Origin of the sequence: Streptococcus sp. 1004_SSPC (assembly GCF_001069025.1) — a bacterium.
Lineage (GTDB): Bacteria > Bacillota > Bacilli > Lactobacillales > Streptococcaceae > Streptococcus > Streptococcus vestibularis.
In genome coordinates this window covers 39,423-65,520 of the sequence record NZ_JWGQ01000102.1, presented here as the reverse complement: position 1 = coordinate 65,520, position 26,098 = coordinate 39,423, and the positions used below count along the sequence as shown (strand labels likewise).

Sequence of the window (26,098 nt, the reverse complement as noted above, 5' to 3'; positions counted from 1 at the left end):
GGTTAACGGTGCTTTGGGCAGTTTTTGTACTCTCAAGATTTAAGTAACTGTACAACGGGCGTTGCAAAACACATGACTAGCCTTAAGTTTTTGTACTCTCAAGATTTAAGTAACTGTACAACGGGTGTTCACTCACTTCTTCGACATATCGGGTTTTTGTACTCTCAAGATTTAAGTAACTGTACAACTGAGTAAGCGACAAGCTAGAAATCAAGTCAGTTTTTGTACTCTCAAGATTTAAGTAACTGTACAGTTTGATTCAACTTAAAAAGCCAGTTCAATTGAACTTGGCTTTTTAAAATACGCGATAGACATAAGGATTGTCAGGCTGTCCGACCTCTTTAACTTCAGTCAAATTGAGGATAGGTAGGCTCTGTTTGAGATTTTGATAGTAATCCACAGTGATGGTACCAGTGACTTTTATCCAGGTATTATCCTTGAAGGTTTGGTCACTTCCTCTCGTCGCCAGTCCGTAAACACCTGAATCGGCGATACAGTGGATAATACCAAAACGGAAGATAAACTGATAACCTTTGGTTTGTGGGTCATTGTAAACAAAACCTGTATAGGTGACCTTCTTGCCTACGAAATCGTTAGGATAGAGGTAGATGAGCTCCATAACTTCCATGTAATTTTCTGTGGTAATCTGGATGGTCTCACGTCCCTTGTACTTGGCGAGCTCTCTGGTCATTTCCTTCTCATAAGCTGAGGAGGTGAAGTAGGAGCTAGTGTCCGGCTTCAAGTACTGGATGGTCGTTCCCTCTTGGTCGGCCTGATTAGGATCGCTCCCTGCCGCCAGTGGAAAATGATAACCCTTGGCTGATACGGTATTGGCATCCAAGGTCACTGTTGGTACTAAAAGTCCAGTGAGGACTGGAAAGGCTAAGAGAACGATGCTGGCTACCTTGGCTACTCGACCTGACAAATGCGAGTGAACCTTCATCTGCTTCATCCAAACAATGAGTTGAACCACAGCGAGGATAAAGGAAAGCACCATGGAAATGTAGGCCAAGTAGGAGTAGTGGATATTAATGTACTGGTTGAGCTTGCCGGAAACTTGTAAGTACATGACGAGCTCAAAATACCCAGATAAGATGAGAAAACGTAACATTAAATCACCCCCAATAGCAGACAATAAATGATTGTCACCAGACTTGCGGTTCCTACAAAGAGACCAACAAAGCGTGTCTTAAACTGGTGTTTCATCATAATCAAGTTCTTGATATCAACCATAGGACCTATGATGAGAAAGGCAACTGTTGGTGCCACTCCGAAACTAGAGAGCAGCGAAGCCCCGATAAAGGCATCCGCCTCCGAACAAAGCGAGAGGATAAAGGCCAAAAGCATCATGATAAGGATGGCTGTCACCGAATTGTGCCCGATTGTCGTAAGAATACGGGTAGGTAGGTAGGTCTGCATCCCTGCGGCCACCAGGCTCCCGAAAATCAGATAACGTCCAGTGTCGAAAAATTCATCGACAGCATGAACTAGGGCTTGAAAAACTTTCTTACCAGCTGACAAACCACTATAGTCGTGAACATGACTGGTCTTACGATTGTCCTTGAGAATCTGGTCATCCACCACAAAGCCAAGCAAGATTCCCAAAATCATGGCAATCAAGAAAGCCCCAAGGAAACGTAAAATCACGTAGTACCAAGAGTTCCCAAAGGCAGTATAGGTCGCAAAGAGAACGACTGGATTGATGATAGGAGCAGTTGCCATGAACGGAATAGCTGTGTAGCTAGGCACTTTTTTCTCTAAAAAGCGCGTGATAATGGGAACAATCCCACATTCACAAGAAGGGAAAATAAAACCAACCAGAGTTCCAAAGAGAATAGCCAGGACCTTATTTTTAGGGAGGAAGTTTTGGACCTTTTCAGGAGTCACGAAGACCTCGATAAAGCCAGACAGGATACTTCCCAACAAAACGAAGGGCAGGGCTTCGATAATAATAGATAGAAAAACTGCCAGAAGCTGCAAAACGCTATCTGGTAGTTGATGAAAAATAGCCATAAAAATTATTTCTTCTTATCTTCTTGAAGACGTTTGTCCTTCTTAGGATCAGTTCCCGCCTTTTCAAAATCAGGGATAGCCGCAAAAGATGCCATCATGCTTTCAAGTTCATTTGTTTTTTTCTGAATAACTGCCATAAAAAGCCTCCGAGTTTACATAAGATACTAAGGGCGACATTTCTAAGAGAAAATTAGGGCATCGGCCGAAGAAGCTCTGCTTCTAGGAAGATGTATCTATTTTCCGAAAGAAATAGCCCTTAACAATAGGTCTACCTTTCTATTATACTACCTCTTGCTTAAAAATTCTCGCTTCAGCTACAAGGTTTTCTGCCCAAGCAAATCTCCTCTCGTGGTATAATAGAGTTTATGGAAAATCGTAATTTAGAGACATTGGCTCAAGAATTGGGCCTAAAAAAACAACAAGTTGAAACTGTTTTGGAATTGACCGCAGAAGGCAATACCATTCCCTTCATTGCCCGTTACCGTAAGGAAAAAACCGGTAATCTGGATGAGACGCAAATCAAGGCCATCATTGATATGGACAAGTCCTTGACTGCTCTTCAAGACCGTAAGGAAACAGTTCTTGCCAAGATTGAGGCTCAGGGCAAATTGACTGATCAACTCAAAGCAGCTATTGAAGCTGCTGAGAAGTTGGCAGATGTGGAAGAACTCTACCTCCCCTATAAGGAAAAACGCCGCACCAAGGCGACTATTGCTCGTGAAGCAGGACTTTTCCCCTTGGCTCGTCTTATCTTGCAAAATAGTCCCAACCTCAAGGCTGAAGCTGAAAAGTTGACATCTGAAGCCTTTCCAACATCTGATAAGGCTCTTGCGGGTGCTGTTGATATTTTGGTTGAGGCCTTTTCTGAGGACAATAGCTTGCGCTCTTGGACCTACAACGAAATCTGGAACAATAGTGACATCACTTCAACCCTCAAGGATCAATCGCTGGATGAAAAAGAAACTTTCAAGATTTACTATGATTTTGAGGATAAGGTGTCTAAACTTCAAGGTTACCGTACATTAGCCCTTAACCGTGGGGAGAAACTAGGCGTTGTCAAGGTAGCCTTTAAGCACAATCTTGAGAAAATGCACCGTTTTTACAGTGCCCGTTTCAAACAAAAAAATGACTATATCGAGGAAGTCATCAACCAATCTCTCAAGAAGAAAATCATTCCAGCTATGGAGCGTCGTATCCGTAGCGAGTTGACTGAAGCAGCAGAAGATGGTGCGATTCAACTTTTCTCTCAAAACCTTCGAAGCCTTCTCCTAGTCTCACCACTTAAAGGTAAGATGGTTCTTGGGTTTGACCCAGCCTTTCGTACAGGGGCTAAGTTGGCCGTGGTTGACCAAACTGGTAAGCTCATTACAACGCAAGTTATCTATCCAGTGGCTCCAGCCAGTCAGGCCAAGATTGCCCAAGCTAAGAAAGACTTGGCTGACCTCATTAAAAAGCATGCCATTGAGATTATCGCTATCGGTAATGGAACAGCCAGTCGTGAAAGTGAAGCTTTTGTGGCAGAAGTTCTCAAGGATTTTCCAGAGACTTCCTATGTCATTGTCAATGAGAGTGGTGCCTCTGTTTACTCTGCATCAGAGTTGGCCCGCCATGAGTTCCCAGACTTAACGGTCGAAAAACGCTCTGCCATTTCCATTGCCCGTCGTCTTCAAGACCCATTGGCTGAGTTGGTTAAGATTGACCCTAAATCAATCGGAGTAGGCCAATACCAGCATGATGTTAGTCAGAAGAAACTTTCTGAAAATCTTGACTTCGTCGTTGATACCGTGGTTAACCAGGTTGGTGTCAATGTCAATACGGCAAGTAGTACCCTCTTGTCACATGTCTCAGGTCTCAACAAGACTATCTCTGAAAATATCGTCGCCTACCGTGAGGAAAATGGTGAGATTGCATCACGTGCTGAAATCAAAAAGGTCCCACGACTTGGTGCCAAGGCCTTCGAACAAGCTGCAGGTTTCCTTCGTATTCCAAATGCTAAGAATATCTTGGATAATACAGGGGTCCACCCAGAGTCTTACCCAGCGGTAAAAGACCTCTTCAAGCAGTTGGATATCACAGATTTGGACGACTCTGCCAAAGAGAAATTGAAGGCTCTTAATCTTAAAGAAACAGCAGAAGAGCTAGGGCTTGGTCAGGAAACCCTTAAAGATATCATTGCTGACCTTTTGAAACCAGGTCGTGACCTCCGTGATGATTTTGAAGCACCGGTGCTTCGTCAGGATGTTCTTGAACTCAAAGACTTGTCAGTAGGACAAAAACTTGAAGGTACAGTCCGAAATGTTGTGGACTTTGGTGCTTTTGTGGATATCGGTGTCCATGAGGATGGTCTTATCCACATCTCTGAGATGAGTAAGAACTTCGTTAACCATCCAAGTCAGGTCGTTTCTGTTGGGGATTTGGTTACCGTATGGGTATCAAAAGTTGATTTGGAGCATGAAAAACTCAACCTCTCCTTGGTGAATCCACGTGAATCTAACTGATTATGTTAAGACTGTTTCTATAGAAGATTTTGGCTGGGAATTTAAGCATCAAGCCTTGTGGAACAAGCGTCTCCGGACCACTGGAGGGCGGTTCTTTCCCAAGGATGGACACTTAGATTTCAACCCAAAACTCTATGAGGAACATGGTCTTGAGACCTTTCGAAAAATCGTCCGCCACGAACTCTGTCATTATCACCTTTACTTTCAAGGGAAGGGCTACAAGCATGCTGATAGAGATTTCAAGGACTTACTAGCTAAGGTCGATGGCCTTAGATACGCTCCAAAGATGCAAGGTCAAAAGGAGAAGTACTACCTCTATCAGTGCCAATCTTGTGGTCATATTTACCGTCGCAAACGCCGTGTCAATACACAGAAGTTTGGATGCGGTCTGTGTCGAGGCAAGCTCATTTTTCTAAATCAGTCCTAGGGCTGATTTTTTTAGTTTAAAAAAATCATATAATTAAACCAAAGAAATGATGGGAGAAGTAGACCATGTCAAATCGTTTTTATAAGACACGAAAAAATAGACTCGTCGCCGGTGTTGTTGCAGGTTTGGCAGATAAGTTTGGCTGGGACCTGACTCTAGCTCGTATCTTGGCTATCATTCTCATGGTTTCAACACAGTTTGGAATCTTTCTATACTTGGTTTTAGCCTTTCTCCTTCCTTACAAAGAAGATATTTATCCCGAAATCAAACTTAAGGATGGACGTAAACGTAAAAACGCTGAACCTGTAGAAGACGAGTGGAACTGGTAAGCAAATTATAAGAGAAAAGATCTATGATTGGCCTTAGTGCTAGTCATAGGTCTTTTTTGATTTGAGAACCGCATTGAAAACCTTTTTATGATACAATGAAACTAGTAAATAATCGGAGGAAATAATATGACAGTAACTGTTAAAATGTTGGTTGATAAGCTTAAGCTTAAGGTTGTCTATGGGAACGAAAAACTTTTGTCAAAACCAATAACAACGGCTGATATCTCTCGTCCTGGTTTAGAAATGACGGGTTATTTTGACTATTATTCACCAGAACGACTTCAGTTGGTTGGGATGAAGGAGTGGTCCTACCTTAAAACCATGACTGATAATAACCGTTATTCTGTTTTTGCTAATATGTTTAAAGCGGAAACTCCAGCTGTTATCGTGGCACGTGGTCTTGAGATTCCGGAAGAGATGCTTCAAGCTGCTAAGGAAAATGGTGTAGCAGTTCTTCAAGGACGCAATGGTACATCATCACTTTCAGGTGACATGTCTTGGTATCTCAACTCTCAATTAGCTGAACGTACTAGTGTCCATGGTGTTTTAGTAGATATCTATGGGATGGGTGTTCTCATCCAGGGTGATTCTGGTATCGGTAAGAGTGAAACAGGGCTTGAGTTGGTGAAACGTGGTCACCGTCTTGTCGCTGACGACCGTGTGGATGTTTATGCTAAGGATGAGGAGACTCTCTGGGGTGAGCCCGCAGAAATCCTCCGCCATCTTCTTGAAATCCGTGGGGTTGGTATCATTGATGTCATGAGTCTCTACGGAGCTAGTGCTGTCCGCAATTCATCTCAAGTTCAGTTGGGCATATATCTTGAGAATTTTGAAAATGGCAAGGTCTTTGACCGTCTTGGAAATAGCAATGAAGAGATTGAATTACAGGGCGTTAAGATTCCACGTATCCGCATTCCTGTTAAGACAGGACGTAACGTGTCAGTCGTTATCGAAGCTGCAGCAATGAACTATCGTGCTAAGCAAATGGGATTTGATGCAACCAAAACTTTTAATGACCGTTTGACTAACCTCATTAGTAAGAATGGTGAAGAATAATGTTAGCTACTATTGATCCAATTGCTCTAAGACTTGGTCCAATCAGTATTCATTGGTATGCCATCTGTATTGTATCTGGTCTTTTACTTGCCGTTTATCTGGCTCAGCGTTGGGCTCCTGAAAAGGGAATCGATCCTGAGCATATCTTAGATTTTATTCTTTTAGCCTTTCCTATAGCTATTGTTGGTGCTAGGCTCTACTATGTGATTTTCCAGTGGTCTTATTACAGCCAAAATCCATCGGAAATTTTTGCGATTTGGAATGGTGGAATTGCCATCTATGGTGGCTTGATTGGTGGTGCAGCTGTCCTTTATTGGTTCGCCAAACGTCATGGTATTTCGGTTTTAGATTTTCTAGATATTGCGGCCCCTGGGGTCATGATAGCTCAGAGTATTGGTCGCTGGGGAAATTTTGTCAATCAAGAGGCCTATGGAAAAGCAGTTAGTCATCTGAATTATCTTCCAGAAATTATCCGTCAGCAGATGTTTATTGATGGAAGCTACCGTGTACCTACCTTCCTTTATGAAAGTCTGTGGAATCTAGTTGGTTTTAGCATTATTCTAGTACTACGACGCTTTAATAAGGGATTGCGACAGGGAGATGTGACTTCATTTTACCTTATCTGGTATGGCCTTGGACGCTTTGTCATTGAAGGCATGCGTACGGATAGTCTCATGTTTGCTGGCTTGCGTGTTTCACAATGGGTCAGCATTTCCATCATTATCCTTGGAGCTATCCTCTTATATTTCCGTAAACAACGTCCAAAAGCAGATTATAAAATGAAAAGCTAGTCATACTGTTCAGACTTTGTTATAATGAAATGAAAATTATAATAAAGGTCATAAGAAGCAGGAGTCAAACACTCAGTTTCTTTGAATTAACCTTTTAAGCAGGTCAAAGGAGTCTTAAACTATGGCAGAAATTGCATTTCTTATTATCGCAATCGCACTTGCTGCGTTCCTAATTGCATTAATCCCAACTCTACTTCGCACACGTCATGTTGTCAAAGAAGTTGAAGAAACGGTTGCTGTTCTTCGTACAGATATCAATGTGACCCTTCATCAAACAAATGAAATCTTGGCTAAGGCCAACGTCTTGGTTGAAGATGTTAATGAAAAAGTTCAAACAATTGATCCTCTCTTTGTAGCAGTAGCTGAGCTTTCAGAAAGTGTTTCTGACTTGAATACTGAAGCTCGTTACCTCGGTGCTAAGGCAAGTGCAGCAGGAGCAAGTGTCGGTAAAGCAGGCTCAGCCTTTGCTATCGGCAAGGTTGCTTCAAAACTATTTGGTAAAAAAGACAAGAAAAAATAAGGAGGTCTTTTCATGAGTAAATTTCTAAACACCCTAATTATTGGCGCAGCTTCTGGAGCTGCAGCAGCTTATTTCTTCACAACTGAAAAAGGTAAAGCAGTTAAAGCACGTATTGATGAAGAAATCGCTTCATTCAAAGAAGATCCTAAAACTTACCAAAATCAAGTGGTGGAAAAAGCTAGTGACTATAAAGAATTGGCAGTCGATACTTTCCAAGATTATAAAACAAAATTTGAAAATGGCGACATCACTGTAGATGATTTGACAAAAGCCGTTCAAGAAAAAACAGCTCAAGTTGCTGACTTTGCAAAAGAGAGCTTTGAACTTATCAAAGAGAAAACAGCTCAAGTAACTCCTGAACAAGCGGATGTTGAAGCAGAAACAAAAGCTATCGTAGATGATATTGTCATTGATATTAAAGATATCTCTGAAGAAGTAGCAGAAGTAAAATAATAAAGAAAGCACATGAGGCTTTCTTTTTTTAATACGAAAAAAACGTTGACCAAGCATTCAACGTTTTTGTGCTTTATAATATTCGATTAGGACATAAATGCCTATCTGACCAATGACGCTAATGGTAATTGCCCAAAAGAAGGCCCAGAAGGAAGCCACCTGTGCTACCAAGAAAAGGAAGGCAACTAGGACTGTTGAAACACAGAAGCTTGAGATACGTCCAAAGAAAATCATATCTTGTAGCTTAATACTATTATTATTTAAACCTTGATAATCTTGATAATTCGTCGTTTGAGGACGCTCAGTCTCGAAATCTTCGATGTGATCAAATTGACGGTGTAAGTTGTCAGCCATGTCTGCCTCCTTTCTATATAAAATACCTAAACCACTTTTCCATGTAGGTTAAAAAATTTAGTCAGTATTTCACTATTTAGAATCTCATTAATAATACCATAAAAATTTTATATTGCAAAGTTTTTTTTGATTTTTGTGAAAATTATGGTATTTAAAAACTAATATAAAATATTCAGATACAGAACTTTGAACCTAAAAATTCTAAAAAAATCTAATCATTTGTGCTATAATGTGAGTTATGGAAAAAATAGTGATTACAGCGACTGCTGAGAGCTACGAGCAGGCATGTGAGCTCCTAGAACTTGGCGTAGATCGTATTTACATCGGCGAAAAAGCTTTTGGCCTTCGTTTGCCTAAGCCTTTTTCATTCGCAGAGATGCGAAAGATTGCAGAGCTGGTACATGAGTCTGGCAAGGAATTGACTGTTGCCGTTAACGCCCTCATGCACCAAGGTATGATGGATGCTCTTCCAGACTACCTTGATTTTCTTGAAGAAATCAAGGCAGATTATATCACGGTTGGTGATGCAGGAGTTTTCTACATCTGTAACCGTGATAAACGTCCCTTCAAAATGATTTATGATGCTTCAACCATGGTAACCTCTAGCCGTCAGATTAATTTCTGGGGCAAACAAGCTGGAGCTTCTGAAGCTGTTTTGGCTCGTGAAATTCCGTCTGCGGAACTTTTCGTCATGGCTGAAAATCTTCAAATTCCAGCCGAGGTTTTGGTTTATGGTGCAAGTATCATTCACCATTCAAAACGACCACTTCTTCAAAACTACTACAACTTTATCAAAACGGATGAAGCTGTTACCAAAGAACGTGACCTCTTCCTTTCTGAGCCTGGTGACCCAGATTCGCACTACTCAGTGTATGAGGATATGCACGGGACACATATCTTTGCCAATAATGACCTGGATATGATGACTAAACTTTCAGAGCTCGTTGAACATGGTTTTGACCACTGGAAGTTAGATGGTGTTTATTGCCCAGGTGAAAACTTCGTAAAAATCACTGAGTATTTTGTGAAGGCTCGTGACCTCATCGAGGCTGGCGAATTTTCACAAGATCAAGCCTTCCTCTTTGATGAGGCTATTCATAAATTACACCCAGCCAACCGTGGTTTGGACACAGGTTTCTATGATTATGAACCTGACCGTGTAAAATAAAAATATGTCCTCCTTCGTTTGAGAGTTTTCCATTTTCAGGGAACGAAGGAGACTTCTAAAAACAAAAATCGACAATCTTGCAAATTGGAGAAATTATGACTACAACTAAAAAACGCCCAGAGGTTCTGGTACCTGCTGGGACTTTGGAAAAATTGAAAGTCGCTGTAAATTACGGCGCAGATGCTGTTTTCGTTGGTGGACAAGCCTATGGTTTGCGTAGCCGTGCCGGAAACTTTACCATGGACGAACTTCGTGAAGGTATCGAATACGCTCACGCTCGTGGTGTCGATGTGCACGTTGCTTCGAACATGGTTACCCACGAAGGAAATGAAAAAGGTGCAGGTGAGTGGTTCCGTGAATTGCGTGATATGGGACTCGATGCCGTTATCGTATCTGACCCAGCTTTGATTGAAATCTGTTCAACTTATGCTCCAGGCCTTAACATCCACTTGTCAACGCAAGCATCTGCGACAAACGTTGAAACCTTCCATTTTTGGAAACAGTATGGCTTGACTCGTGTTGTTTTAGCACGTGAGGTTACTATGGAAGAATTGGCTGAAATCCGTAAACGTACGGACCTTGAAATTGAAGCATTTGTCCATGGTGCTATGTGTATCTCATACTCAGGTCGCTGTACCCTTTCTAACCACATGTCAGACCGTGATGCCAACCGTGGTGGTTGTTCACAGTCATGCCGCTGGAAATATGACCTTTACGACATGCCATTCGGCCAAGAGCGAAAGAGTATCCACGGTGAAGTTCCTGAAGAGTACTCAATGTCAGCCGTTGACATGTGTATGATTGAAAATATTCCAGACCTTATCGATAATGGTGTTGATAGCCTGAAAATCGAAGGTCGTATGAAATCTGTCCACTACGTATCAACAGTTGCCAACTGTTACAAGGCTGCCTGTGACGCTTACATGGAAAGTGCAGAAGCCTTTTATGCCATCAAAGATGATTTGATTAACGAACTCTGGAAAGTTGCCCAACGTGAATTGGCAACAGGTTTCTACTACAAGACTCCAACAGAAAACGAACAACTCTTTGGTGCCCGTCGTAAGATTCCACAATACAAATTCGTTGGTGAAGTCGTAGACTTTGATCCAGCAACTATGACAGCTACAATCCGTCAACGTAACGTTATCCTCGAAGGTGACCACGTTGAATTTTACGGACCAGGCTTTCGTCATTTCGAGTGTGAGATCAAAGATCTTCACGATGCTAATGGTAATAAGATTGACCGTGCACCAAACCCAATGGAACTTCTTACTATTACCGTGCCACAAGAAGTTAAACCTGGTGACATGATTCGTTCAACTAAAGAAGGTTTGATTAACCTCTACCAAAAAGACGGTTCAAGTAAGACTGTTCGTGCCTAATGACGAGAAAAATATATGGTCTCTTGGTAGATAATGAGAGCAGGTGCCAGCATTATCACACAGAATTAGATATTGTTGCCCTAAAATGCTTCGATTGTCTGAAGTATTATGCCTGTTATCAGTGTCATGATAGCTTGGAGGAACATAGATTTCGAGCTTATCCTTGTCAGATCAAGCAGGACAAGGTCCTTATCTGTGGTGTTTGTAGGTACGAAATGACGATCGAGGAATATCAAGAGGTAGTAGCCTGTCCCAATTGTCACAGTGCCTTTAATCCAGCTTGTTCAAAGCACTATGACATTTATTTTGAAAAATAAAAAGATTGAAGATTCTGTTTACACGAACAAAGTCTTCAATCTTTTTTAGTTAAAGTAACTATGATTTTTAAGAGCTTTTAAGACTGGCTTAGTCACCAAAGCGACGATGAGACCTTTAATGAGGTCAGGAATGATAAAGGGTGTTAAACCAACAGCTACAGCTGCAGACCAACCCATCTTTCCAAGAAAGTGCAGGCTGAGGATACCACCGACAAAGACAAGTGAATCTCCCAAAACAAAAGCCAAAAAGCTTTTCCAGATAGGAGTATTAGCATGAGTCAGTACTGATGTGACAAGAGCAAAAAAAGGATAGGCAAGCAGATAGCCAGCTGAAGGACCAAAGAAGGTTTGAAGCCCACCGCCACCTCCTGCAAAAACCGGTAGACCAATGGCACCTAGGATAAGGTAGAGGGTAGCGGCAAGAGTTGCCTCTCTTGGCTTAAGGACGGCAGCAACAAGTCCGACAGCAAAGGTCTGTAGAGTAATGGGAACTGCCCCAATCGGAATGATGATTTGAGCCAGTGCAGCAATGATAGCAGCACCGAAGGCGGGAAGTATGAGTGACAGTGTACGATTTTGTGTCATTTTTAGTTAACCTTTCGTAAATCAATAGTTAACTTATTATAACAAGCACTTCTGAAATAGTCAATCTCATAATAAAACGAGGTTAACAGATAAACTTAACCTCGTTGTGATATGATTTTTAGACGTTTGATTCCTTTTAGTTCAATCATGCTGATAACTTTGTCCTGCTCGATAAAGATAGCCTGACGCTGGCTGTCATAACGATTGATGTAGCCTTTATAGATCTTCTGATTAGAAGTCAGCATGACCATTTGGTTATTATCAATAGCACGATAGATATCGTTAATAAGATGATTTTGCATTAGGTGGATAGGTTTGCTGTGACCTGTTTCCACAAACTGATGAAGCTGATGCTTTACCGCTTCTAAAAAGTTTATCATGGTCATTTCCTTCATTTCTTGATAAAATAATTATAGCATGAAAGGTGAAATTTTGTGGATAACTTCTTTCTAAAACACACAATTTTCACAGAGAAAAACGAATAAAGCTAGTGGAGGTAAGCAAATGGCAGAATTTTCATTTGAAATTGAAGAAAAACTCTTGGTCTTGTCTGAGAATGATAAGGGGTGGACTAAGGAGCTTAATCGTGTGAGCTTTAACGGAGCACCAGCCAAGTACGATATCCGCACTTGGAGTCCAGACCATACCAAGATGGGCAAGGGAATTACTCTTAGCAACGAAGAATTCCAAGTTCTCGTTGACGCCTTCAAAAACTAAAACAAGGTCAGCATGGCGCTGGCCTTATTTTGTTTAAAACGTATCAATGATAAGTTTGAGATTGAGAATGGTTAGGACAAGAGCGATGGCGTAACCAAGGAAGGTATTCCACTTGGCATTGACGTGTTTTCCCATAAGTGATTTCTTAGAAGTATAGTAAATCAAAGGGAAAATAGAGAACGGCAAGGCAAGTGAGAGGAAAACTTGTGAATAAACCAAGAGTTGATCCAGAGTCTTTTCTTGATCACCGTAGAGAATAGCTACAACGATAACAGGTAGCAAGGCGAAGAGACGTGTGAATAAACGAATTACCCACTGCGGTAACCTCATGTGGAGGAAGCCCTCCATAACAATCTGACCAGTCAAGGTCCCTGTAATTGTAGAATTTTGTCCACTAGCTAAGAGAGCCAAGGCAAAGAGAGTTGAAAGTGTCGAACTAGCTATCGCACCGGCAATCTTGGAGTCCTGAAGAGCATTGTACATTTGCGAGAAAGCTGAAATATCAGAAGCGTGACCAAAGAAGAGAGCAGCCCCCAAAATCAAGAGGAGGGAGTTTACCACAAAGGCCAAAGTCAGCTGGATGTTTGAATCCCAGGTCATGAAACGTACAGCCTTTGTTACATCATCACCATCAGAATGGTTAACCTTACGCGTTTGAGACAAGGACGAGTGCAAATAGAGATTATGTGGCATAACGGTCGCCCCCACAATCCCAAGTGCCAAAGTTAACTGGTTGGTATGTCCAGCGGCATGAGTCTCGAAGAGAGTTGGTGTAGGGAGATATCCTTCGAGAATCCCCGTAATACTCGGTTCAGACAAAACTACCAGATAGACAAAGATAACCAATATTGTCAAAATTAAGGTTGAAACGATAGCTTCGATTTTTTTGAACCCTAGCTTCATGATGAGTAGGAGTAAAAAGACGTCTAGGACCGTTACTAGGATGGCTACCATGATTGGAATACCAAAGAGTAGGTTTAGTGCGATGGCAGAACCAAGCACTTCAGCCAAGTCCGTGGCCATTAAGGCTAGCTCTAGGACTACCCAAAGCGTGTATCGCAACCATTTAGGCGAGTGATAGGCAGTCGCTTGAGCTAGGTCCATTTGGGTCACAATCCCTAATTTCCCAGCCATTTGTTGCAACTGCATAGCGATTAATGATGAAATTAAGATGACAAAGAGTAGGCTGTATTTGTAGGTCGCCCCACCGACGACACTAGTAATCCAGTTTCCTGGATCCATGTATCCCACGGCCACAAGTGCCCCAGGTCCCAAGAAAGCCTTAAGGTTTTGCCAAAAACGATTATTATTTGGTGTATCAATTGATTGGTTTACCTCCGAAAGGGAAACCTTTTTTAAAGATGTCATAAACACCTCTTTCTAAGTCACATCTGCACAGAAATAGCTTTATCTCTGAGCAGATTGACAGTTTTATTATAGCACTATGAAGAAGATGTGCAAGGTTTCGAAAGGTATTGACTTTTTAGTCATTAATGTTGTATCCCTACTTTTTATACTAAAGTATAGGAGTACATATATTACTATATGGGGGATAAAAATAATTGAAAGCCTCTCAACTAACAGTGAAGAAAAAGATTACCCTGGCACTCGTAGTTGTCATCGTGGTTGCTTTGCTTATCTTTATCATTAACGTGCAGATGAATCAGCCTGATAACCTACCTGCCAATTACATGGAGCGCCTTAAAAATCCTGGAATGACCGGAGATTACATCGGCCTCTGGAAGTCTCGCTGGCATGAAGAAAACAAAGCATGGATTTATCCTGCGAAACAATACGCTATCTATGCCGTAGTAGCCCTTGCTTGTTTGTCAGCTTGGGTCGGCATATCAAAAGCAAAATTTTGGAAATAAGAAAATGCTTCTCTCGTTTTGAGAAAAGCGTTTTTCTTATTGTCTGATGTGAGTCTGATATTGACTAAACATCTCATCAATATCATCTTCAACCAAGTGATAGATCTTCCAGTCAAATTCAGTTCTAGCAACATCATCAACCAAGACAGTATAGTAAAAATCCATAAAATCTTCATAAAAATCAGAGATGAAGGGAAGGAGTATGTCACTGATATCAGTTGAATAGAGTTTTTTATCAAGATGTTTAAAGAGATAGTCTGTACCTGTAATCGTTTCATTCTTGAGTTTTTATATACCCTTAAGATTAAATCCATCAATTTGGGGATTCAGAAAATCATGTTTTGCTAGCCAGGCGACGAAGATACTGAGATGAAAAGCAGCTCTTTTACTAATCTGTAGCATATCTGATTTGCTGAGTTTTTCTGAAGGAATATCATTTTCTTCAGAAAAAAATACAAGTGCTTGGTAGAAAAAATAATCTGTGCGATCTATGGAAAAGTCGAATTGACTTTCTTCTTTCTTCGTCTCAGAATGTTCAACCACAGTTTATTCTTTCTTAAAAAGGGACTTCAGTTTTTGAACACGTTTATACCTCATATAAAAATATCCCATTAGTCAAATAATGGGATATTTTTATTATTTCATCGTTGGGAACAACAAGACATCACGGATGGTTGTTGTATCAGTGAGAAGCATGCAGAGACGGTCGATACCGATTCCGAGTCCACCTGTTGGTGGCATACCGTATTCGAGGGCTTCAACGTAGTCGTAGTCGATACCTGTTGCTTCGTCATCACCGAGTTCTTTAGCAGCAGCCTGTGCTTCGAAACGTGACAATTGATCGATTGGGTCGTTCAATTCGGTGAAGGCATTTCCGTACTCTTTAGTCATGATGAAGAGTTCGAAACGGTCAGTGAAGCGTGGGTCTTCTGGGTTTTTCTTAGCGAGTGGTGATACAGCAACTGGGTGACCGTAAACGAATGTTGGTTGAATCAAGGTTTCTTCAACGAATTCTTCGAAGAAGGCGTTGATGATGTGACCAACTTCAGTGTAGTGTTTTTCAACTGGAACATTCTTTTCAGCAGCGATAGCTTTAGCTTCGTCCAAAGTCATATCTTGCCAGAAGTCAACGCCAGTAATCTCCTTGATTGCATCAACCATGTGGATGCGTTTGAATGGTTCGTTAATCTTGATTTCAGTTCCTTGATAGTTGATAGGTCCGTCACCTTTAACGACTTTAGCAGCGTGTTGGATGATACCTTCAGTCAAGTTCATGATATCGTGGAAGTCAGCGTAAGCTTGGTAAACTTCGATAGATGTGAATTCAGGGTTGTGAGTGGCATCCATACCTTCGTTACGGAAGATACGTCCGATTTCGTAAACACGTTCCATACCACCAACGATGAGGCGTTTGAGGTGGAGCTCAGTCGCGATACGAAGCACCATGTCAATGTTTTGTGCATTGTGGTGTGTAATAAATGGTTTGGCAGCCGCACCCCCAGCTTCATTGTGAAGAACAGGTGTTTCGACTTCAAGAAAACCTTGAGCATCGAGGTAGCGACGGATTTCAGAAATGATTTTTGAACGTGTGACAAAGCGGTCAAAGCTTTCACGGTTAGAAATCAAATCGAGGTAACGTTTACGGTAGATGGTTTCAACGTCTGAAAGTCCGTGGAATTTTTCAGGCAATGGACGAAGAGCTTTAGATAAGTGTGTAATATGAGTAGCCTTGATAGAAAGTTCTCCCATATCTGTACGCATAACTTCACCTTCGACACCGAGGAAGTCACCAAGGTCAGCTTTCTTGAAGATTTCGTAGTTTTCTTCACCGACAGCATCTTTACGTACATAGATTTGGATTTGACCATCGCGATCTTGGATGTGGGCAAAGCCAACTTTACCTTTACCACGCTTAGTCATCAAACGACCTGCTATAGTAGCAGTTTCATTGATTTCGTGCAATTCTTCTTTTGTTTTATCAGCGTATTTTTCTTTTAATTGACCAGATGTAGCTGTGCGTTCGAATCGCTTACCAAAAGGATCGACTCCTTGTTCAGCCAAGGCCGCCATTTTTTCACGACGGACAATCTGTTGATCGTTCAATTCTTCCATGTGTTGATTTGACATGTTAGTCCTCCATAAAATAGTCGTAAATATTGTATCATAAATCACCTTCTAAAGATAGGACAAATGACTAAATGTCAGATAAATAAAGGGGAAAGCCCTTTATTTTTAAGAAAAATAGCTAACTTGAATTAATGATTGATTAGGAAGTTATATAATTTATTGACAAATATAATAAAAAAGTGTATAATAGCAGGGTAGGATTCGTATGAAATTAAGGAGAATATACAATGAAAAAGAAAAATTATGTTGGTAAAGCTGTGATGCTTGGCGCTTTACTAGCGCCTATTGGGCTACCTACGGTATCTGTGTTAGCAGATGGCTTTTATCAAAATCAAACAAGTGCTCACGCTGCAGATATTACAAACTGGATTGCCAGCACACCGCAACAAATTACAAATAATTTGACAACTCAGAACATCAATCCACAACAGTTAGATGGTCAAAAATATGTAATTCAATGGGGTGATACCTTGTGGGGAATCTCTCAAGCGACGGGAATCTCTATTGAAAAATTAGCCTACGATAACAATATTCAGAATATTGATCTTATCTTTGCTGGTGATGTCCTTATTTTAAAACGTGATGGTGATGTACCAGCAGGTTATCATGTGACTGGTAATGGTCACCGTTGTGCACATTCTAAGATTGTTATCAACAACTATTATGGCGATAATAACCGAGTGATTATCAATAATAGTACTTTTGTATCTGATGACCACTCTAAGAATACAATGATTTACGCTCCAGATAATTCTGATAACAGCATTTCATTCTCCAATAACAATAATAGCGATAAAGATAAAGATTCTAAAGAAAGTAAGGAGTCATCTTCTTCATCATCAGAATCTAAAGACGCTTCATCAAGTTCAACAAGTTCTTCTTCATCATCAGAATCTAAAGATGCTTCATCAAGCTCAACAAGCTCTTCTGCATCAAGCTCAACAGCAAGTGGCAGTGAAAGTAAAGCAAGTACAGATACTTCTAAAGAGAAAGAATTGACTGAGGATGCTTTCCAAGACAAGGTTCAAGAAGAAGTTTCAAATATTTATCAACAAAAACGCTCAGGTAGACCTACATGGAAATTCTTCTCACATGTAGATGATAAGAATGATCTGAATGCTGATGCTAAGAAGGACACTGAAAGAACAGCGCTTTACCGTCAAGGCGAAACTGCTAAAGATGAAGACATTGCTAATGGTCCTAAAGATGGTGCCAGAACTGAAGCCAATGCCAAAGCACTCGCTGAGAAGATTTACGACACCCTTAACAAGGGTGGCAAAATGTCAGAGCTTATCAAGGCAAAATATGCCCAAATTAAGGTAACTTACAAGGGTGATAAGTGGACCTTCAACGTTGATGTTTATAAAGAAAAAGAAAGTTCATCATCAAGCACTGAAACATCATCTGAATCAAAAGCTTCATCAAGTGATGATTCTCAAACAGAAACACGCATGAGTTCAAGTTCATCAAGTCGTACTGAAACAGACTCAGAGGCAAATTCCTCTGACCTAACTGGTGACGAATAGAGAGAGGTCAAGCATGTCAAAGAGAAATATCATTATTAGTGTTGTACTTGCTTGCCTCTTGGTTACGGGAGCTGGTTTTAGTGTCTTCTATTACTGGGGGTCACACCATTTGGATAGTGTTGTACCTGGTAAGGTTTACCAATATTCAAGTTCTTTAAATGGTGAGGTTAATAATCGTGTCATGTATGTAGCCTTCCAAGAGGGTGGTAACAAGGCACTAGTGAGTCAGGACCGTACGACAGTGGTTAATGCCGCTAAGAGCCAGACTGATTTTGACAAAGCCTATAGTGACCAAACAGCTAAATGGGAATATAACGTGACAAAAACAACTTTGACTCTCGGTAAAAAAGAGGATAATCAATTGTCACAATGGCAGTACAATAAGGTCTTTGCTTATGGCAACCATTTCACATCAAAGGATTTCTATTACCAGATTGCCAAAGGTGGTCAGGGTGAAGTGAAACAAAAAATGACCTTTAAAGAAATTAAATAATCATCTGATGATAAAAAGATACCTAAGGTTTGGAATATCATGTTTCAAACCTTTTTTCTATCTGAAATACTGGAAATCACGAATAATATTTTCCTAATTTTGCTCAAAAATTGAAATAAGAGGGCAAAAACGGTATAATAAGACTGTTTGGGCAATTTCATGCTAGTCAAAAAAAGATATGCATGATTGCTTATAGACAGTTGACTTAAAGCAACTTTTGCAAGACTTAGTCTTAGGGGCTGACTGCTTCATCAGTTTAGTTATCGGACCTTCTAGTTTGCTAAGTCTCTGGCAAGAGAATGATATAAGAAAGAACGGACAGATGATTACTTCTATTGTTTTTGACGTTGACGATACTATTTATGACCAACAGGCACCTTATCGTATTGCCATGGAAAAATGTTTCCCTGACTTTGATATAACCCATATGAATCAGGCCTACATTCGTTTCCGCCACTATTCTGACATCGGTTTTCCACGTGTAATGGCCGGTGAGTGGACAACTGAGTATTTCCGTTTTTGGCGCTGTAAAGAGACCCTTTTGGAGTTTGGCTACCGTGAAATTGATGAAGAAACGGGTAACCATTTCCAAGAGGTTTACGAGCATGAGTTGGAAAACATTACTATGCTTGATGAAATGCGCATGACTCTTGATTTCCTCAAGGAAAAAAATGTTCCTATGGGTATTATTACCAATGGACCAACAGAGCATCAACTTAAGAAAGTCAAGAAGTTGGGATTATACGATTACGTGGATCCCAAACGTGTCATCGTCAGTCAGGCGACAGGATTCCAAAAGCCTGAAAAGGAAATCTTCAATCTTGCGGCTGAACAATTTGATATGAATCCATCGACGACTCTCTACGTCGGAGATTCATACGACAATGACGTTATGGGTGCCTTTAACGGCGGCTGGCATTCTATGTGGTTCAACCACCGTGGACGTAGCCTTAAACCAGGTACGAAACCAGTCTTTGACTTGGAAATCGATAGTTTTGAGCAACTCTTTGGAGCTGTGAAAGTCCTTTTCGATCTTCCAAATAATAAATATATCTTTGATATTAACGATAAAGAAAATCCAGTGCTTCAACTGGGTATTAACAATGGTCTTATGATGGCAGCTGAACGTCTTCTTGAGAGCAATATTAGTATTGATAAGGTGGTTATTCTCCTTCGTTTGGATGCGAACCAGGAAAAGATTCTTCGTATGAAATATGGCAGATAAATAAAACGGCCTAACGAGGCCGTTTTATTGTCTAGAATGTGATAAAGGGAGAAGTGAAATGGTGGAAACGGATAACTTAAAATATGATATTGAAGCACTAAGTACTGAGCGTGATGCTTTGACAAAAGAGGTAGAAGCGTTCAACGCCAAACGAGATGATCTATTTGAGGGTGTTAGAGATGCGGAGCAGATGAAGCGAGTTGCCTGAGATTCCTATTATGCCTTAGAGGACCATCTTAATGCTGAAGAAAAGCAAAGAGGGTTTGCTAATAACTATCGGGAACATGTTCATAGAACTGTCAAAATAGACGTGGAATTTATTTTGAGTCGAGGTCTTCGTTTTAAGCGTTTATTGTCTGAAGGACAGTATGATCTTGTCTCACAGGAATTAGACGATTTTGAAAATGAACTAGAGGACTTGGCCCGAGACTTTGGTGTCGAATTAGATTGTTTGCCAGATGAACCGAAGTGGAAATAATGGAAGTGAAGCTCTTAAAGTAATAGATTTAAGGGCTTTTTGACTGCTAAAAAGCGACCCTGTTAAGGACCGCTTGTCTTATGAAGTCAGTCAATGATTTAGTTAATCTTGTTTTGTTCATCCATATAAGATGTATCATTCCAACATTTAAGAGTGAAGTGCTCGAAATCATTGGTTTCGAGAATAGTGACAGAAGCATTGTCAAGACCTCCTGCCTTACGAAGAAGACCAGGTTTAAAACCAAGGAGTGTACGGATAGAAGCCGTTAAGTTAGCTCCGTGACCGACGATGAGGACATTTTTAGCCTCACTATCTTTAAGTGTTTTGACAAATTCGGCTACACGTTTGGTTGTCTGGTAGACAGACTCAGCTTGGAAGTCATTAGCACGGAAGTTGGCTAGGTTATGACGGAAGGCATCCATTTCTTTGGGATAGATAGCCTGAACGAGTGCAATTTTTTGCCCTTCCAGTTTGCCAAGTTGCCATTCACGCAAAGCTTTAGTGTAGGTAACCTTAGATTTAGGTTTTTGAGACTCCATGATGAGCTCTGTAGTCTTTTTAGCACGTGGTAAGTCACTTGAGAAGACCAAGTCAAAATGTGTGTCACTGAGATAGTGACCTAACTCACGTACTTGTTCGATAGATTCTTTAAGCAAAGGCGAGTCTCCCTTGGAACCTTGAAGGCGGCCTTCCAAGTTCCACTCGGTTTTACCGTGGCGTACAAAATACAGTTTCATGATTACTCCTTAATATCAGCAAATTCAGCATTAACAAAATCAGCAAGTTCTTGACTATTGATACGGATAGAACGCCCAATCTCTCCAGCTGAGACAATAAGAAAACCTGCTTCTTGGGCAGAGTGATCGATATAAATGGGAAAATTGTGTTTTTGACGAATTCCCACTGGGTTGTTAGCCCCGTGAACATAGCCAGTTGTTTTTTGGAGATCCTTTTGTGGAATCATTTGAACTTTCTTGTTCCCTGAAATTTTAGCTAATTTCTTTTCGGACAGGTGTTCGGTGATAGGGACGATGCCGATGACTGGTCCTGTCTTATCTCCCTTAAGGGCTAGGGTTTTATAAATGCTCTCACGCGCCACATCTTCTGGAAGCTCCCCTTCTAAACCATTGAAGAATAAGCTATCATGGTCAATTTTAGCTTTATCAAGAATTTGGTCAACCAAGGTCTTCTTGACTTTGCCTTTCTTAGCCATTATGTTATCTCCTTTTCGAAGTTTTAAATTTCTACTTTCCATTATAACACATTCGTCCAAACACGCCTAAGTCAATTTGGGCAAGAATAAAACCAATGTCTGAAACACTGGTTTTTAATCACTACTTGATGAATTTGTCGAAGTAGTCTTCTTATTTTTAGTTGTTTTTTTCTTAATCTTTCCAAAGAGTTTTTCAAAGGTTTTACGTTTGTTTTTCTCAGGATTGATTTGATTAAGATCTAGGATATTGTTGAAACCAGGGAGGTTTCCTTGTGACGTATACTGGTGAAGGTCATAGTCGATTTCAGTATTTGGCAAAGCCTCATAGTAGCCCGAGTCGGCACCATAGGCTGGAATCCAAACGGCATCGAAGTTTTTGGTTGAAACTTCTTGCTCAAGCATGAAATAGGCACCAATATAGAGGCCAATCTTCTCAGCTCCCAGACGTTTGAGTTCAGCACGAAAGGCTTGGACACCTTCCTCCATGTTAGACATGGTTTCCTCTTCAACGTCAATCCAGTAATAGGTAGGTTTGTATGGAGAAGCATTTTTGTAGAAAATACGAGCTTCTTCCTTCATCTCTTTGACGGAAGTACCTTGGGCGTAGGAATAGACGGCAACTGGAACGTCACGTTTTTTGAGTTCTTTGATATGTGTTTTAAAAGATTTGTCAACCCCATTTGAGCTGGCGGCATTGCTATCCTTACTAATCTGTGATCCACCGAAGACGCGGATAATAGCACCAGAAATATGATTTGACAAGACATCGTAATCGATATCCTGAGGAAGTTGCCAACCCGAGAGGTCAATAATGGGATTAAGTATCAGCTCCTCATCGGAACTGTCAGACGTACTACTGGTTGTTGTTTTTGGTGTAGTAGCAGAAGGAATAGCAGATTTCACATTCTCGAGATGCGCCTGCTGTTTAGACGTATTGTGAATGTTTGCAATAACTAATGCTAATCCTAAAAGAGCTAGAACCACGTAAACAACGATCGGTTTAATTCTTTTTCTCATCACTTCTCATTCTACATTAAATAGCGTAAAAATGCAAAATAGAGTGTTTGTAAATTCTGTGAGAGATATTAAAGTGACTTATTTTTTAAAAGCTTAGTAATACTAGCTCAAACTGATTTAATGAAGGTATTACTAGGTGATTAGTTGTGAATTAAGTGAATATTTCATTTATTTAAGACGGATTTTTAGCCTTATTTGTCGGCTTTTTCCTTAAAACTAGCACCACTAGTGGTATCAGACCAGGCGGCAAGAGCTTGAGCAGAGTTATCCAGATAGGTCTTGAGAGGTTGCTTCAAATCATAAATAGTTTCCCAAAATCCTAGGACCTTTCCTTCGTTGTCGATAGCAGCTTGGTAGGTCTGGATGAGTATTTGATCAAAACTGTCAGTTGGAATCTGATAACTTCTTTCTTTGGTAGGAGACGCTAGAACTTCAGACATGATCCAATCAGGCAGATTTTCAGGCTCACGGGGGAAGAAACTACCGTCAGCGCCATCATTGTCGTAGAGAAAGGTTCCTGTGACATCATAGGCTGCTAGTTTATAGGGCAAATGGTTCAGTAATGTTTTTAAATCGTTCATATTTTCATGATAGCTTCTTTCATGCGAAATAGCAATGCATTGGATTGAGAAGCATACTATCGTAGAATAGTATCAGTTTGTTCAAGGACAATAGTATCTCTTAAATCAATATAAGGCTATAATAAGGGAAAAGAATACTTGAGGTAATATCATGTCAAAACTTATTTTTTTTGGATGTTGACGGGACATTGGTAGATTATCATAATCACATTCCAGAATCAGCCGTAAAGGCTATTCGTCAGGCCCGTGAAAACGGTCATCTGATCTATGTTTGTACTGGTCGTAGCAAGGCAGAAATGCAACCAGAATTATGGGACATTGGCTTGGATGGGATGATGGGTGGCAATGGCTCTTATGTGGAGCATCATGGCCAGATTCCTTATGCATGAGCTGATTTCCAAGGAAGACGCTGCTAAGGTTGTGGATTGGTTGACCGAACGTTATCTAGCCTTTTATCTTGAGAGCAATAATGGTCTCTTTGCTAGTTCTGATTTTCAGGAGCGGGCGCGTGAGACACTTAAGACTTACGCCATTCAAAAGGGGCAGTCAGAAGAGTCTGTCGCTGGTAAGAAACCAGAAGATTTTCTTCATGGACTTCAGTATAGTGGGGAGCTCTATCGTGACGAGCTAAACAAGGTCAGTTTCGTTTTGGAATTCTATCAGGACCATCTAGATTCGAAAGAAGCTTTTCCACAGCTTGAAGCCCATACTTGGGGAGGTCGAGGTGAAACAGCCTTGTTTGGTGATTTAGGTGTTAAGGATAATAGCAAGGCTCATGCTATTGATGTCATTTTGGAGCATTTGGGAGCCAAGCAATCGGACACTATTGCTTTTGGTGATGCCAAGATTGATATCCCTATGTTGAAATACTGTGAGATTGGTGTTGCCATGGGAAATGGTGGTCCAGAAATCTTAGCTATGGCAGACTTTGTAACAGACGATGTTGAATCTGATGGCCTCTATAAGACTTTTGATAAATTAGGCTTGTTGAAATAGAAAAAACTGAGTTCCGTTTGGGAGCTCAGTTTGTATTTTATGCCGGTTTGCGTCCGATAAATTTTTTCAAGAAGAATAAGAGATAGCCAACAGCAATGTATCCAGCACTGATGACCAGGACGTTTATCATGACCTTGTTCCAACCAAATTTATTGACATTGATAAAGAAGTAGGCAAAAGGACTATCTTTGGCACCTGGGATTGGGAGTTTTAGCTCCAAGCCATTTAGAAGGGCAAAGGCGAAGTAAGACAGTGGGAATAGGGACCAGTAAAGTGGTTCGCGCAGACGATAGGCTTTCTTAGCATCGAAAGTGAGAGTATCAAGTACCAACCCCCAAGGTACAATATAGTGAACCAAGAAATTCCTTACTGTCCAGTATTTTTCAGGTTCTGTAATAGGTGCTAGCAGGATGTGGTAAATAACTCCTGTGATGAGGATGGCCATGGTTACGCCACCCTTGTAGCGGAGGAGTTTGGTGTTAGTTGTAGCATCTCCTTTTTTGAAGTCATAGAAGATAAAGAAAATCAAACTAGAGAAGACCAGAATATTGGACAAAACAGTGTAGTAGAGCAGCATACCCCAACCATCGTCATGGATTTGGATAGAGACTCCCATAAACCCACAAAGAGCTAGTAAGATACGGTAAAATCGTGAAATAGTCATAAGTTTCCTTTTCTTAATAAATAATCTCTCTTATCATATCACATTTTTCACTAACAATTTTGTGAAAATTCTAGTAAAATCAAAGTAAGAAAGACTTCAAGGAGATTACTATGCCCAATCTAATCGATTATCTTGAAAAGGTCAAGGAGCTTACCTTTGATCAAGAGCCTCTCAATATCTTGGATAAGGTTTGCATCAATGAGATTGGATACCTGACTTATGAAAAATGGCTCTCAGCAAGTGATTTAAAGAAGACCATCAATTTACATGATTATGCTGAAGGGAAGGACTTAACTCCAGACTACAGCTTCATGGTGACTAAGGAACGGGTAGATTTGGCTGAAGCCATGGTCAGGTCTAGGCGTTTCGCTGGACTTAATCTAAGTGACTACTGTAGTGTCTTGGACAAGGAAGTCGAAAAGCAATTTGCAGCCATGATTTTCAGCTTGCCTGAATTGGACTACCAGCAGCTTGTCTTTCGTGGGACAGATGATAGTGTCATTGGCTGGAAGGAGGATTTTCAGCTGACCTACAGTCGAGAAATTCCAGCCCATCGCTCAGCTATTGCCTTTCTGTCTGAGCACTTGCCAAACCTCAGTGGCCATGTCACTGTTTCTGGACATTCCAAGGGTGGCAATCTTGCCCTCTATTCGGCTGTTCAAAGCTCGACTGCTCTACGGGAGCAAATAGCAGAGCTCTTGCTTCTGGATTCTCCGGGCTTGATGAAGTCTCTCTTAGTGAAGCCTTCTTACCAAGAGTTAAAACCCAAGATGACTCTTATCAGACCTCAGGATTCTGTTGTAGGAGTCATGCTTTATTGGGACAAGGTCGCAAAGCTTGTAGCAGCAGATGGTATAGGCATTGCTCAACACAATGTTTTGCTTTGGCAGGTTGACCTGGAAGGAAGCGATTTTGTTTATGTGGACCAGCCCACAGACCTGAGTCAACGCTTAAAAGAGACCTTCCAAGAGTGGATTGAGACCTTGCCAAATCAACAACTCAAGCTAGTCTGTGACTTATTCTTTGATACCATTCTTGATTCTGGAATTGAAAGTCTAGACGATATTGGGGTAAAAACTCTCCCTAAACTAGGTCAACTGTTGCAAGAATTTGGCAATCTTACTGACCAACAAAAAAAGATTCTTCAAGATGGTTTCAACCAATTACTCTGGATATTTTGGAAGTCAGGGAACAAGAAATCTAGCCTGCCCAAGCTTGAACTTCCTGATTTTATCAAGAAGTTGGGGGAATTGACAAATAACGATTAGGGTCAGCTGAACTATAGGAGTGGAGGATA

General features: G+C 40.8%; 33 protein-coding genes and 1 pseudogene. 19 read left to right on the top strand and 15 right to left on the bottom strand.

The window, feature by feature from the left end:
• Nucleotides 1–295: 295 nt before the first annotated feature.
• From ADF62_RS07915 to ADF62_RS11700, 3 genes are read right to left on the bottom strand one after another with little or no spacing between them, the layout of a single operon-like run.
• Nucleotides 296–1,111: a TIGR03943 family putative permease subunit gene (locus ADF62_RS07915; protein WP_003097494.1), complete on the bottom strand. Its 816-nt coding sequence runs from the start codon at nucleotides 1,109–1,111 to the stop codon at nucleotides 296–298.
• On the bottom strand, nucleotides 1,111–2,013 hold the full coding sequence (locus ADF62_RS07910; protein WP_048788550.1) for a permease: 903 nt from the start codon (nucleotides 2,011–2,013) through the stop codon (nucleotides 1,111–1,113). Before ADF62_RS07910 ends, ADF62_RS07915 begins: the two co-directional genes overlap by 1 nt.
• A 5-nt stretch (nucleotides 2,014–2,018) precedes the next feature.
• Nucleotides 2,019–2,150 (bottom strand): SPJ_0845 family protein, encoded by a 132-nt coding sequence (locus tag ADF62_RS11700; RefSeq protein ID WP_002885949.1) that lies wholly within the window; start codon nucleotides 2,148–2,150, stop codon nucleotides 2,019–2,021.
• Between the two features lie 228 nt (nucleotides 2,151–2,378).
• Here ADF62_RS11700 and ADF62_RS07905 point away from each other — a divergent pair, with 228 nt between their 5' ends.
• The 7 genes from ADF62_RS07905 (at nucleotide 2,379) to ADF62_RS07875 (ending at nucleotide 8,087) form a co-directional block, all read left to right on the top strand.
• Nucleotides 2,379–4,511, top strand: coding sequence for a Tex family protein (locus ADF62_RS07905; protein ID WP_048788549.1), 2,133 nt, complete (start codon nucleotides 2,379–2,381; stop codon nucleotides 4,509–4,511).
• On the top strand, nucleotides 4,498–4,938 hold the full coding sequence (locus tag ADF62_RS07900; protein WP_003093754.1) for a SprT family protein: 441 nt from the start codon (nucleotides 4,498–4,500) through the stop codon (nucleotides 4,936–4,938). The genes ADF62_RS07905 and ADF62_RS07900 overlap by 14 nt, the downstream gene beginning before the upstream one ends.
• A 65-nt stretch (nucleotides 4,939–5,003) precedes the next feature.
• Nucleotides 5,004–5,267: a PspC domain-containing protein gene (locus tag ADF62_RS07895; protein ID WP_048788548.1), complete on the top strand. Its 264-nt coding sequence runs from the start codon at nucleotides 5,004–5,006 to the stop codon at nucleotides 5,265–5,267.
• Nucleotides 5,268–5,393: 126 nt separating this feature from the next.
• A complete protein-coding gene (hprK, locus tag ADF62_RS07890; RefSeq protein WP_003093297.1) occupies nucleotides 5,394–6,323 on the top strand; it encodes an HPr(Ser) kinase/phosphatase in 930 nt (309 codons plus the stop codon).
• On the top strand, nucleotides 6,323–7,114 hold the full coding sequence (gene lgt / locus ADF62_RS07885; RefSeq protein WP_048788547.1) for a prolipoprotein diacylglyceryl transferase: 792 nt from the start codon (nucleotides 6,323–6,325) through the stop codon (nucleotides 7,112–7,114). The genes hprK and lgt overlap by 1 nt, the downstream gene beginning before the upstream one ends.
• 121 nt (nucleotides 7,115–7,235) lie before the next feature.
• Nucleotides 7,236–7,634 carry a DUF948 domain-containing protein gene (locus ADF62_RS07880; protein ID WP_002885965.1) on the top strand — a complete coding sequence of 133 codons (399 nt, stop codon included), beginning with the start codon at nucleotides 7,236–7,238 and terminating at the stop codon, nucleotides 7,632–7,634.
• A 12-nt stretch (nucleotides 7,635–7,646) separates the two neighbouring features.
• The gene (locus ADF62_RS07875) at nucleotides 7,647–8,087 is read left to right on the top strand and encodes a YtxH domain-containing protein (RefSeq protein WP_003094247.1); all 441 of its coding nucleotides are present in this window, start codon (nucleotides 7,647–7,649) and stop codon (nucleotides 8,085–8,087) included.
• Nucleotides 8,088–8,144: 57 nt separating this feature from the next.
• On the opposite strand, the gene ADF62_RS07870 is transcribed toward ADF62_RS07875, so the two are convergent.
• Complete coding sequence (locus tag ADF62_RS07870) at nucleotides 8,145–8,441, bottom strand: DUF3270 domain-containing protein (RefSeq protein WP_003093665.1); 297 nt, start codon at nucleotides 8,439–8,441, stop codon at nucleotides 8,145–8,147.
• Nucleotides 8,442–8,679: 238 nt separating this feature from the next.
• Here ADF62_RS07870 and ADF62_RS07865 point away from each other — a divergent pair, with 238 nt between their 5' ends.
• The 3 genes from ADF62_RS07865 (at nucleotide 8,680) to ADF62_RS10460 (ending at nucleotide 11,308) form a co-directional block, all read left to right on the top strand.
• Entirely contained in the window at nucleotides 8,680–9,609 is a 930-nt protein-coding gene (locus ADF62_RS07865; RefSeq protein WP_048788546.1) for a peptidase U32 family protein, read from the top strand.
• Between the two features lie 95 nt (nucleotides 9,610–9,704).
• A complete protein-coding gene (locus tag ADF62_RS07860) occupies nucleotides 9,705–10,991 on the top strand; it encodes a peptidase U32 family protein (protein WP_003094356.1) in 1,287 nt (428 codons plus the stop codon).
• On the top strand, nucleotides 10,991–11,308 hold the full coding sequence (locus ADF62_RS10460; RefSeq protein ID WP_081448737.1) for a CHY zinc finger protein: 318 nt from the start codon (nucleotides 10,991–10,993) through the stop codon (nucleotides 11,306–11,308). The genes ADF62_RS07860 and ADF62_RS10460 overlap by 1 nt, the downstream gene beginning before the upstream one ends.
• A 45-nt stretch (nucleotides 11,309–11,353) precedes the next feature.
• Here the strand turns inward: ADF62_RS10460 and ADF62_RS07855 are convergent, their stop codons facing one another.
• Both ADF62_RS07855 and ADF62_RS07850 read right to left on the bottom strand, forming a co-directional pair.
• Nucleotides 11,354–11,893 (bottom strand): biotin transporter BioY, encoded by a 540-nt coding sequence (locus ADF62_RS07855; protein WP_048788545.1) that lies wholly within the window; start codon nucleotides 11,891–11,893, stop codon nucleotides 11,354–11,356.
• Nucleotides 11,894–11,988: 95 nt separating this feature from the next.
• Nucleotides 11,989–12,273, bottom strand: a complete 285-nt coding sequence (locus tag ADF62_RS07850) for a hypothetical protein (protein WP_003094807.1) — start codon at nucleotides 12,271–12,273, stop codon at nucleotides 11,989–11,991.
• 124 nt (nucleotides 12,274–12,397) lie between these two features.
• Here ADF62_RS07850 and ADF62_RS07845 point away from each other — a divergent pair, with 124 nt between their 5' ends.
• The gene (locus tag ADF62_RS07845; RefSeq protein ID WP_002886106.1) at nucleotides 12,398–12,610 is read left to right on the top strand and encodes a YdbC family protein; all 213 of its coding nucleotides are present in this window, start codon (nucleotides 12,398–12,400) and stop codon (nucleotides 12,608–12,610) included.
• 33 nt (nucleotides 12,611–12,643) lie between these two features.
• On the opposite strand, the gene ADF62_RS07840 is transcribed toward ADF62_RS07845, so the two are convergent.
• Nucleotides 12,644–13,978 carry an Nramp family divalent metal transporter gene (locus ADF62_RS07840; protein WP_048788544.1) on the bottom strand — a complete coding sequence of 445 codons (1,335 nt, stop codon included), beginning with the start codon at nucleotides 13,976–13,978 and terminating at the stop codon, nucleotides 12,644–12,646.
• A 194-nt stretch (nucleotides 13,979–14,172) separates the two neighbouring features.
• On the opposite strand from ADF62_RS07840, the gene ADF62_RS07835 reads away from it, so the two are divergent.
• A complete protein-coding gene (locus ADF62_RS07835; RefSeq protein WP_048788543.1) occupies nucleotides 14,173–14,481 on the top strand; it encodes a hypothetical protein in 309 nt (102 codons plus the stop codon).
• A 36-nt stretch (nucleotides 14,482–14,517) separates the two neighbouring features.
• On the opposite strand, the gene ADF62_RS11695 is transcribed toward ADF62_RS07835, so the two are convergent.
• The 3 genes from ADF62_RS11695 to lysS form a co-directional block, all read right to left on the bottom strand.
• Complete coding sequence (locus ADF62_RS11695) at nucleotides 14,518–14,646, bottom strand: hypothetical protein (RefSeq protein WP_275043075.1); 129 nt, start codon at nucleotides 14,644–14,646, stop codon at nucleotides 14,518–14,520.
• Between the two features lie 123 nt (nucleotides 14,647–14,769).
• Nucleotides 14,770–15,024, bottom strand: a complete 255-nt coding sequence (locus ADF62_RS11565; protein ID WP_048788542.1) for a hypothetical protein — start codon at nucleotides 15,022–15,024, stop codon at nucleotides 14,770–14,772.
• A gap of 93 nt (nucleotides 15,025–15,117) precedes the next feature.
• A complete protein-coding gene (lysS, locus tag ADF62_RS07825) occupies nucleotides 15,118–16,608 on the bottom strand; it encodes a lysine--tRNA ligase (RefSeq protein WP_003094420.1) in 1,491 nt (496 codons plus the stop codon).
• Between the two features lie 227 nt (nucleotides 16,609–16,835).
• Between lysS and ADF62_RS07820 the strand changes: the two genes are divergently transcribed.
• From ADF62_RS07820 to ADF62_RS11000, 5 genes are all read left to right on the top strand, one after another.
• On the top strand, nucleotides 16,836–18,134 hold the full coding sequence (locus ADF62_RS07820) for a LysM peptidoglycan-binding domain-containing protein (protein WP_048788541.1): 1,299 nt from the start codon (nucleotides 16,836–16,838) through the stop codon (nucleotides 18,132–18,134).
• A gap of 13 nt (nucleotides 18,135–18,147) precedes the next feature.
• Nucleotides 18,148–18,627: a hypothetical protein gene (locus tag ADF62_RS07815; RefSeq protein WP_048788540.1), complete on the top strand. Its 480-nt coding sequence runs from the start codon at nucleotides 18,148–18,150 to the stop codon at nucleotides 18,625–18,627.
• A gap of 322 nt (nucleotides 18,628–18,949) precedes the next feature.
• Entirely contained in the window at nucleotides 18,950–19,852 is a 903-nt protein-coding gene (locus ADF62_RS07810; RefSeq protein WP_048788539.1) for an HAD family hydrolase, read from the top strand.
• Nucleotides 19,853–19,910: 58 nt separating this feature from the next.
• Nucleotides 19,911–20,060, top strand: a complete 150-nt coding sequence (locus tag ADF62_RS11215) for a hypothetical protein (RefSeq protein ID WP_179944340.1) — start codon at nucleotides 19,911–19,913, stop codon at nucleotides 20,058–20,060.
• A 102-nt stretch (nucleotides 20,061–20,162) separates the two neighbouring features.
• On the top strand, nucleotides 20,163–20,330 hold the full coding sequence (locus ADF62_RS11000) for a hypothetical protein (protein ID WP_003097474.1): 168 nt from the start codon (nucleotides 20,163–20,165) through the stop codon (nucleotides 20,328–20,330).
• A gap of 98 nt (nucleotides 20,331–20,428) precedes the next feature.
• Here the strand turns inward: ADF62_RS11000 and ADF62_RS07805 are convergent, their stop codons facing one another.
• The 4 genes from ADF62_RS07805 to ADF62_RS07790 all read right to left on the bottom strand — a co-directional run bounded on the left by ADF62_RS07805 (nucleotide 20,429) and on the right by ADF62_RS07790 (nucleotide 23,141).
• The gene (locus ADF62_RS07805) at nucleotides 20,429–21,067 is read right to left on the bottom strand and encodes a histidine phosphatase family protein (protein WP_003093702.1); all 639 of its coding nucleotides are present in this window, start codon (nucleotides 21,065–21,067) and stop codon (nucleotides 20,429–20,431) included.
• Between the two features lie 2 nt (nucleotides 21,068–21,069).
• A complete protein-coding gene (locus tag ADF62_RS07800) occupies nucleotides 21,070–21,543 on the bottom strand; it encodes an aminoacyl-tRNA deacylase (RefSeq protein ID WP_048788538.1) in 474 nt (157 codons plus the stop codon).
• Between the two features lie 114 nt (nucleotides 21,544–21,657).
• Nucleotides 21,658–22,560 (bottom strand): glycoside hydrolase family 25 protein, encoded by a 903-nt coding sequence (locus tag ADF62_RS07795; protein ID WP_003094122.1) that lies wholly within the window; start codon nucleotides 22,558–22,560, stop codon nucleotides 21,658–21,660.
• Between the two features lie 191 nt (nucleotides 22,561–22,751).
• The gene (locus ADF62_RS07790) at nucleotides 22,752–23,141 is read right to left on the bottom strand and encodes a hypothetical protein (protein ID WP_003094281.1); all 390 of its coding nucleotides are present in this window, start codon (nucleotides 23,139–23,141) and stop codon (nucleotides 22,752–22,754) included.
• A gap of 146 nt (nucleotides 23,142–23,287) precedes the next feature.
• Between ADF62_RS07790 and ADF62_RS07785 the strand changes: the two are divergent.
• A pseudogene (locus ADF62_RS07785) lies at nucleotides 23,288–24,137 on the top strand (HAD family hydrolase).
• A 37-nt stretch (nucleotides 24,138–24,174) separates the two neighbouring features.
• Here the strand turns inward: ADF62_RS07785 and ADF62_RS07780 are convergent.
• Complete coding sequence (locus tag ADF62_RS07780) at nucleotides 24,175–24,801, bottom strand: Pr6Pr family membrane protein (RefSeq protein WP_048788537.1); 627 nt, start codon at nucleotides 24,799–24,801, stop codon at nucleotides 24,175–24,177.
• A 110-nt stretch (nucleotides 24,802–24,911) separates the two neighbouring features.
• Here ADF62_RS07780 and ADF62_RS07775 point away from each other — a divergent pair, with 110 nt between their 5' ends.
• Nucleotides 24,912–26,069, top strand: a complete 1,158-nt coding sequence (locus tag ADF62_RS07775) for an Mbeg1-like protein (RefSeq protein WP_048788536.1) — start codon at nucleotides 24,912–24,914, stop codon at nucleotides 26,067–26,069.
• The last annotated feature ends 29 nt before the right edge of the window (nucleotides 26,070–26,098 follow it).